Raw genomic sequence first — 6,789 nt, 5'->3', positions numbered from 1 at the left:
ATGCGTTACGGCGAGGCGACCGTCACCGTCGTCGACCCGCGGTCGTACATGACCTACCAGCCCTTCCTCCCCGAAGCCGCCGCCGGCAGCATCTCCCCGCGGCACGTCGTCGTCCCCCTGCGGCGCGTGCTCCCGAAGGCGGAGGTCCTCACCGGCCGGGTCACCACCATCGACCAGGACCGCAAGGTCGCCACCGTCGCGCCGCTGGTCGGCGAGGCGTACGAGCTGCCCTTCGACTACCTGGTCATCGCGATGGGCGCGGTCTCCCGCACCTTCCCGATCCCCGGCCTCGCCGAGCAGGGCATCGGCATGAAGGGCATCGAGGAGTCCATCGGCCTGCGCAACCACGTCCTGGAGCAGCTCGACAAGGCCGACTCCACCACCGACGAGGAGATCCGCCGCAAGGCGCTCACCTTCGTCTTCGTCGGCGGCGGCTTCGCCGGCGCGGAGACCATCGGTGAGGTCGAGGACATGGCCCGCGACGCGGCCAAGTACTACAACAACGTCTCCCGCGAGGACATGCGCTTCATCCTCGTGGACGCCGCCGACAAGATCCTCCCCGAGGTCGGCCCCAAGCTCGGCCAGTACGGCAAGGAGCACCTGGAGGGCCGCGGCGTCGAGGTCTACCTGTCCACCTCCATGGACTCCTGCGTCGACGGCCACGTGGTGCTGAAGAACGGACTCGAGGTCGACTCCAACACCATCGTGTGGACGGCCGGCGTCAAGCCCAACCCGGCCCTGTCCCGCTTCGGCCTGCCGCTGGGCCCGCGCGGCCACGTCGACTGCGCGCCCACCCTCCAGGTCCAGGGCACCGACTACATCTGGGCCGCGGGCGACAACGCCCAGGTGCCGGACCTGGTCGGCCGCAAGGCGGGCAACGAGAACGCCTGGTGCCCGCCGAACGCCCAGCACGCGCTGCGCCAGGCCAAGGTCCTCGGCGACAACGTGATCTCCGGCATGCGGGGCTTCCCGCAGAAGGAGTACAGCCACGCCAACAAGGGCGCGGTGGCGGGCCTCGGCCTGCACAAGGGCGTCGCGATGATCGTCATGGGCAAGATGAAGATCAAGCTCAAGGGCCGTCTCGCCTGGTACATGCACCGCGGCTACCACGGCATGGCGATGCCGACCTGGAACCGCAAGATCCGCGTCTTCGCGGACTGGACGCTCGGCATGTTCCTCAAGCGCGAGGTCGTCTCCCTCGGCGCGATGGAGACCCCGCGCGAGGAGTTCTACGAGGCCGCCAAGCCGGCCCCGAAGCCCGCCGCGGCCAAGTCCCCGGACCAGGGCGAGAAGGCCGCGCAGCAGGAGAAGACCGAGGCCAAGGCCTCCTGACCCCGGGCTGACCCGGGCCGCTGCCGGCCGCAGCGGTCGCCGGTCCTCCCGGCGGTACTCGGCAGCTCCCCGAAGGGGCCGTCCGCCATCCGTGGTGCGGGCGGCCCCTTCGTGCTGCGCGCCCGCTGCGCCGTCGGGGCGACAAATCCGTTGGTGTGTACAGCTATTTTGCCGAGTCGTAACGCGCGCCGGGGACTGTACCGCGGGCTCCCAGGTGTTTACGTGGTGTTGGACATTCCGGGATCGCTCGTCACGGAGGTACGCCATGGCTGACGCCGCGCTGCGGCTGCAGAACCTCTTCGAACAGTTGCTGGGAGCACCGCTCCCGGTGCGCATCCGCGCCTGGGACGGTTCGCAGGCCGGTCCGCCGGGCGCGCCCGCCCTCGTCGTCCGCAACCGCAGGGCCCTGCGCCGCCTGCTGTTCAAACCGGGTGAACTGGGCCTGGCCCGCGCCTGGGTGGCCGGCGACATCGACGTCGACGGGGACCTCTACACCGCCCTCGGCCTGCTGGCCGGCCTCATCTGGGAGCGCGGCGAGGACGCCCGCGGTCTGGTGGAGGCGCTGCGCGACCCCGAGGTCCGGGCCGCCGTACGCGGCCTGGTGAAGCTCGCCGGGCCGCCGCTGCCGCCCCCGCCGCCGCCGGAGGAGGTCCGCCGGGCCCGCGGCCACCTGCACACCAAGCGCAGCGACAAGCGGGCCATCAGCCACCACTACGACGTCGGCAACGACTTCTACGAACTCGTCCTCGGCCCGTCCATGGTGTACTCCTGCGCCTACTGGTCCGCCCCGCCGGCCGAGGGCGGCACCCTGGAGGACGCCCAGCGCGACAAGCTCGAACTGGTCAGCCGCAAGCTGGACCTGAGCCCCGGTCAGCGCCTGCTCGACGTCGGCTGCGGCTGGGGCTCCATGGCGATCCACGCGGCCCGCGAGCACGGCGTGAGCGTCGTCGGCGTCACCCTCTCCCAGGAACAGGCCGCCTACGCCCGCAAGCGCGTCGCCGACGAGGGGCTCACCGACCGGGTGGAGATCCGCGTCCAGGACTACCGGGACGTGGTGGACGGGCCCTACGACGCCATCTCCTCCATCGGCATGGCCGAGCACGTCGGCGCCGAGCGCTACCTGGAGTACGCCACCGACCTGCACAAGCTCCTCAAGCCCGGCGGACGGCTGCTGAACCACCAGATCGCCCGCCGCCCCCAGCAGGACGAGTCCGCCTACCGCGTCGACGAGTTCATCGACGCCTACGTCTTCCCCGACGGCGAACTCGCCCCCGTCGGCACCACCGTCACCCAGCTGGAACGCGCCGGGTTCGAGGTCCGCGACGTGGAGTCGATCCGCGAGCACTACGCGCTCACCCTGCGCCGCTGGGTCGCCAACCTGGAGGCCGACTGGGCGAGTGCCACCCGGCTGGTCAGCCCCGGCCGGGCCCGCGTCTGGCAGCTCTACATGGCCGCCTCCGCGCTCTCCTTCGAGCGCAACCGCATCGGCGTCAACCAGGTCCTCGCCGTGAAGACGCCCGACTCGGGCGCCTCCGGCCTGCCGCTGCGGGCCCGCGTGTGGGGCGCACCGGGCCCAGCCTGATCCGCACCCCGACCCGAAGGGCCGGGCCCCCGTACGGGAGCCCGGCCCTCGGTGTGCCGCGTCGCGGGGCGAGGTCACTCGGCCTTGATCGCGTTCAGCATGTTCAGCCGGGCGGCGTTGCGGGCCGGCCACATGGCGGCCAGGACACCCACCAGACCGGCCAGCACCACGAAGATCCCGATCCGGTCCCAGGGCAGGACCAGCGCGTACCCCGGGATCTGGTCGGCGACGGTCTCGCCGATCGCCCAGCCGAGGAAGGTGCCGAGACCGATGCCGACCACCGCGCCGAAGACCGAGATGACGACGGCCTCCAGCCGCACCATCCGCTTCACCCGGCGCCGGTCCAGACCGATCGCGCGCAGCATGCCGATCTCCTGCTGCCGTTCGAAGACGGACATCGCGAGGGTGTTGACGACGCCGAGGACCGCGATGATCAGGGCCATCGCCAGCAGGCCGTACATGACGTTCAGCAGGGTGTTGATGGCGCCGCCGAACTCGTCGCGGATGTCCTGCCGGTCCATCACGGTGATCGCGGGGTTGTCGCCGAGCGCGTCGACGAGGACCTCCTCGTTCGCCGCCGACTGGCCGCCGTCGGTCTTCACGAAGATCTCCCGGATGGACGGCTTGGCCTCGTGCCGGTCCACGACCTTCCGGTCGACGAGGACGGGGGAGAGGAACTCGCTGTCCTTGTAGACGGCGCCGACCGTCAGCGTGGCCTTCTCGTCGTCGTCGAAGGTGACGGGGACGGTGTCGCCGGGCTTCCAGCCCCGGTTCTCGGCCGTCTTCTCGGCGACCGCGATCCGCCCCTGGGCGAGCGAGTCCGCGCTGCCGCTGACGACGTCGACGGTCAGGACCTTCTCGATGTCGCCCGGGGTGACCGCCGAGGCGGACACGTACTCGCCGTCGACCCGGAAGTAGGCGGCCTGCTGCGGCGACACCGCGGACACGCCCTCGGCCTTCTCCAGGGCCGCCAGCGCGGACCGGTCGAGGTCGCCGCCGTTGGCCATCGAGACCATGTAGTCGGCCTTGATGTTGTCCGTGGTCATCTTGTCGATGGCCTTGCCGACCGTGACGCCGAGCACCGACAGACCGGTCACGAGCGTGAGACCGATCGCCAGCGCCGAGGCGGTGGCGCCGGTGCGGCGCGGGTTGCGGACCGCGTTCTGCCCGGCCAGCTTGCCCGCCACCCCGAAGGGGCCGACGAGCAGCGGACGGACCAGCGCGATCACGGGCCGGGACAGCAGCGGGATCAGGATGATCACGCCGATCAGCGCGAAGAACGCGCCCGCGCCGATGTACAGCCGGCCGTCGTCGCCGCCGGTCGAGGCACCCGCCACGATCCCCGCCGCACCGAGGGCGGTGACGGCCGCGCCGATGGAGTTGCGCACCACCAGCGACTTGGTGGTGGCCACCGCGTGGACGCTGTTCATGGCCGCCACCGGCGGGATCTTCGCGGCCCGGCGGCCGGGCAGCCAGGCGGCGAACACGGTGATCAGCACGCCCACCGCGAACGCCGCGACCACCGGCGTGGCGGACAGGACCAGCGGACCGGCCGGCATCTTCATGTCGGCCGCGGACATCCCGGAGCGCAGTCCGACGGCCAGACCGACGCCGAGGGCGAAGCCGACGGCCGAGGCCACCAGGCCCACCAGCGCGGCCTCGGCGAGCACCGAGGGGGTGATCTGCCTGCGGGAGGCGCCGACGGCGCGCATCAGGGCGATCTCCTTGGTGCGCTGGGCGACCAGCATCGTGAAGGTGTTGGAGATCAGGAAGATCCCGACGAAGAGCGCGATGCCCGCGAAGCCGAGCAGGACCTGCTTGAGGTTGCCCAGGCCCTGTTCGATCTGGTCGGCCTGCTCGTCGGCGAGGGCCTGGCCGGTCCGGGCCTCGGCGGTGTCCGGCAGCAGCGGCTCGACCGCGGCCAGGATCTTCGCGTCGTCCGCACCGGGCGCGGCGGTGACGGTGACCTCTTCGAAGTAGCCCGGCCGGAGGTACTGCTTCTGCGCCACGGCGGTGTCGAAGAGCACGAGGCTGCCACCGGCGTTGACGGCGCCGTCCTCGGTGGTGAACACACCGCTGAGGGTGTACTCCCGCACCGGGCCGTTGGTGGCGACGCGCACCCGGTCGCCGACCTTGTACTCGCCCTTGCCGGCGGACTCCTCGTCCAGGGCGATCTGGTCGTCCCGCACCGGTCCGGAACCGTCGGTGAATGTGTACGCGGCGTCCTTGCCGTCCTTGCCGGGCGCGAAGTTGGAGCCCTTGTTGGACCAGCCGACCCCGATGAGCTTCCCGTCGGGGTCGGCGACCCCGGCGAAGCCCTCGACGCGGCCGTACACCCCGGCGACGCCGTCCACGGCGGCGATCCGGTCGATGACCTTGCCGGAGAGGCCGGGCTCCTCCTTGGGGTTGTCCGGGTCGGCGTGCGAGGTGACGGCGACGGCGACGTCGTCGTAGCTCTTCGCCGACTGGTTGCGGAAGGCGTTGGAGAGGGTGTCGGCGAAGACCAGGGTGCCCGACACGAACGCCACGCCGAGCATCACGGCGAGCACGGTCATCAACAGCCTGGCCTTGTGCGCGAAGACGTTGCGCAAGGCGGTACGGAACATGGGGTCTTCTCTGTCCAGACGGTACGGGGGAGGGGAGGCCGGCGGGCGGCGGAGGGAACGTCAGCTGGTGCGGCCCTTGGCGTCGAACCGCTTCATGCGGTCCAGCACCGAGTCGGCCGTCGGCCCGTACAGCTCGTCGACGATGCGTCCGTCGGCGAGGAAGACCACCCGGTCCGCGTAGGAGGCGGCCACCGGGTCGTGGGTCACCATCACCACGGTCTGGCCCAGCTCCCGCACCGAGTTGCGCAGGAAGCCCAGCACCTCGGCGCCGGAGCGGGAGTCGAGGTTGCCGGTCGGCTCGTCGCCGAAGATGATCTCCGGCCGGGAGGCCAGCGCCCGGGCCACGGCGACCCGCTGCTGCTGCCCGCCGGAGAGCTGGGAGGGCCGGTGCCCGAGCCGTCCGGACAGCCCGACCATCCGGATCACGGAGTCCACCCACTGCTTGTCCGGCTTGCGGCCCGCGATGTCCATCGGAAGGGTGATGTTCTCCAGCGCGGTCAGCGTCGGCAGCAGGTTGAACGCCTGGAAGATGAAGCCGATCTTGTCCCGGCGCAGCTTGGTCAGCTGCTTGTCCTTGAGCGAGCCCAGCTCGGTGTCGCCGATGCGCACCGAGCCGGACGAGAAGGTGTCCAGCCCCGCGACGCAGTGCATCAGCGTGGACTTGCCGGAGCCCGAGGGGCCCATGATCGCGGTCAGCTCGGCCTGCCGGAAGTCGATGGAGACCCGGTCCAGGGCGACCACCTGGGTCTCGCCCTGGCCGTAGATCTTGGAAAGCTCCGTGGCGCGCGCGGCCACGAGGGTGGACCGGTCGGCGATGGGTGCGGTGGTCACGGGAAGGGCGCTCCTGTCGGTACGGCGTGTGCGTCGGACGGCGTGTGCCGTCGGCACGGTGTGCTGGGGGACGTCATCCATCGTCCCGGCCGTACGGCGCCGTGTAGTCAGCCGCTGTTCCGGTTCAGGGGGGCGACTTCGGTCGGACGGGACGGGCCGGTGTCATACCTGCGGATGACGGCGAACCCCGACGGCACCCGCCGTCGTGCGCGGGGAGGGGGGGTGGCGCGGGGTGGTGCGGGGGTGGCGCGAGAACAGGGCGGGCGCCCTTGTCGTGACGGTGAAATCCCGTCATTCCGCATACGGCGCGGACCGCCGCACGCAAGGCTGTTGGCATGTGCTGATGGCCTGAACCGACACCTGATGGACCCTCAGGCGTCAATAAAATAAGACAACATCGGTTGTCCCGCCCGAGGTCCGGGAGGGGTGTCCCGATAG

General features: G+C 71.1%; 4 protein-coding genes. 2 read left to right on the top strand and 2 right to left on the bottom strand.

Annotation, left to right across the window (positions count from 1 at the left end):
* Positions 1–1,332: NAD(P)/FAD-dependent oxidoreductase (locus tag K7854_RS33635; RefSeq protein WP_226030346.1), on the top strand; the 1,332-nt coding region annotated here is incomplete at its 5' end.
* Between the two features lie 265 nt (positions 1,333–1,597).
* Entirely contained in the window at positions 1,598–2,914 is a 1,317-nt protein-coding gene (locus K7854_RS33630) for an SAM-dependent methyltransferase (RefSeq protein ID WP_226030345.1), read from the top strand.
* A 74-nt stretch (positions 2,915–2,988) separates the two neighbouring features.
* Here the strand turns inward: K7854_RS33630 and K7854_RS33625 are convergent, their stop codons facing one another.
* Together K7854_RS33625 and K7854_RS33620 are read right to left on the bottom strand one after the other, a co-directional pair.
* Complete coding sequence (locus tag K7854_RS33625) at positions 2,989–5,520, bottom strand: ABC transporter permease (protein WP_226030344.1); 2,532 nt, start codon at positions 5,518–5,520, stop codon at positions 2,989–2,991.
* 60 nt (positions 5,521–5,580) lie between these two features.
* Complete coding sequence (locus K7854_RS33620) at positions 5,581–6,351, bottom strand: ABC transporter ATP-binding protein (protein WP_226030343.1); 771 nt, start codon at positions 6,349–6,351, stop codon at positions 5,581–5,583.
* Positions 6,352–6,789: the final 438 nt, after the last annotated feature.

The organism is Streptomyces hyderabadensis, from assembly GCF_020404845.1.
GTDB classification, from domain to species: domain Bacteria; phylum Actinomycetota; class Actinomycetes; order Streptomycetales; family Streptomycetaceae; genus Streptomyces; species Streptomyces hyderabadensis.
The sequence above is the reverse complement of the archived record's forward strand: the minus strand, read 5'-3'. Positions and strand labels throughout refer to the sequence as shown.